This window comes from Cylindrospermopsis sp. CR12 (assembly GCF_001432185.1).
Lineage (GTDB): Bacteria > Cyanobacteriota > Cyanobacteriia > Cyanobacteriales > Nostocaceae > Raphidiopsis > Raphidiopsis raciborskii.
The window spans coordinates 1-2,303 of record NZ_LMVE01000113.1 but is presented as its reverse complement, the minus strand read 5'-3'; the positions used below and the strand labels follow the sequence as shown (position 1 = coordinate 2,303).

The following is a 2,303-nucleotide window of genomic DNA, read 5'->3' as shown; positions in this document are numbered from 1 at the left end:
TTGGAACCACCAGTGGAGTCACGGGGACAATTACCAACGATGACCTAGGGGATAATCAACAAATTACCAGCACATCTAACAGACTAAGAGCCACACCTAGTGCAACTCTAACCGTTCCCCTTTTATATAATACGTCTAATTCTAACAATTCTCTCAATGGCATTGGCATTCGTCTTCATTATGACTCCAGTGACCTATCTTATCAACAGGTGACGAATCTATTATCAACCAATCTATTTGGAGCTGTTAGTGATAATTTAGATAACCAAAACTTTGATAAAGATAATACTACAGACCGCTATATTCAAATCCAATACTTTGCTACCAATGGTAACTGGCCCAATAAGTCGCTTCCAGTGAAATTGGGAGATTTTGCTTTCACCACTAGCACCAATTTTCAAGAAACTCAACTCAATATTACTAGTGTTAGCGCTGCTCCTGGCTATACCCTTGAAGCTGCTCCCATAGAAATATATAAACAAAACTGGACTCTAGATGTAGATGGTAACTATACTTCAGATGCCTTATCTGATGGCATCATGATTATGCGCTACTTGTTTGGCAACTTTCCTGGAGATGCCCTGACAAGAAATGCGATCGCATCTAATGCAACTCGCACCTCCAGTGAGATTAGAACCTACCTAGGAGAAGCGGGGAGCATACTGGATATAGATGGTGATGGTAAAGTTACCCCCCTCTCCGATGGGATTATGGCAGTACGTTACCTGTTTGGCGGAACATTCACCGGAAATGCTTTAATCAATGGGGCCATATCTCCCAATGCTACTCGTAATCTCAGCCAGATTGAATCCTATCTAGCAAGTATTAGCGGTACTTCCTCAGCTTCCCCGTTCGTTCCCCAACAAACTACCTTGTTACCCCTATTTGCCCAGACCTTTAACACTACTTCCTCCTCAAAGCAAATTATTGACCTAACTACTTCTAATTCCTCCCTCACTCCTGTTTCTATAGGAGTTACCTATAATGTGGATAGTGCTGACAACACTCTAACAGGTATAGGAATACGTCTCCACTACAATTCTAATCAAATCTCTTACCAAAGTGCTAGTAATCTACTGTCAACAGACTTATTTGGGGATGTAACTGACAACCTAGATGAACAAGATCTGGATGGAGACACTTCTACTAACCGTTATATTCAAATTCAATATGCCGACTTTAATGGTAATTGGCCCAATCAAAATCTGCCAGTGAAAATAGGAGATTTTGCCTTTAATACCGTTTCATCCTTCCAGCAAAGTAAGGTAAATGTGACAGCGGTGGATGTAGCACCCGGATATACCCTACAAGCTAGACCACTGACCTTAGTGGGAAATGGTCAACCCAAGGTAATATCTGGCACGGACCAAGGAGATGATATAAATGCCACCACGGGTCAAACCACGGTAACGCCAGGAAAAGGAGATGATATTATTAGGGTAAATAGTGCGAGTGTGGTAATTATTGAACTACCCAACGAAGGTAACGACACTGTATTTTCCAGTATTAACTATAATCTAGCTTCCCTACCGCAGATAGAGAACTTAACCCTCTCTGGTACGGAGGATATCAATGGCATAGGTAACAGGAGGGACAATGTAATCACGGGAAACAGTGGTCAAAACGTGCTGACAGGACTACAAGGAAACGACACCTTTGTGTTTAACCTTGGGGATTCTGTAGTGGGTAAACCAGATAGAATAGGGGATTTTCAATTTGGCAAGGACAAGATAAGGGTGAATGGGGTGTCACCCAGTGTATTAACCCGTGCTAGCAATAACAGTGCTAGTACACTGAGTAGCTTGGTGGATAGTGTATTTATTGATGGGAATGGAGCATTAGATGGAAATCAAGGTTTGGGGACTAACAGTGCAGCATTGGTTGTGTCAACAGCACAGGGAATAGGTGGCACTTATTTAATAGTGAATGATGGGGTAGGAGGGTTTAATCCTGCTACAGATTTGGTGATTAATCTAACGGGATATAGTAGTAATTTACCGGATTTAGGAAATATAGCAGAGGGTAGTGTGTTTGTGTAGAAATAGATCATGTGACTCACCCACATATTATTCATACAAATCTTAACCAACCTAACCCATACCAATAAAAACCAGATCATAAAATATTTTTATCATTCAATCTAAAACTGTTGCTAATTTATGTTTTGTCATGGTATACTCGCAACAGATAATTACCAAGGTGACCTTGCCATGAAACTTGTTGGAGAGAAGGTTTTTAGCATCATAACTGATAACTTACAGGCGTTCTCCCTGTCAGATAAGTTCTGGCAGTCCATGGATGGT

The 2,303-nt window shown here is 41.2% G+C and carries 1 protein-coding gene; it reads left to right on the top strand.

The window, feature by feature from the left end:
- Positions 1–2,039 (top strand): bluetail domain-containing putative surface protein (locus ASL19_RS17925; protein ID WP_072149142.1); only part of this gene is annotated, 2,039 nt, incomplete at its 5' end.
- Positions 2,040–2,303 lie beyond the last annotated feature (264 nt).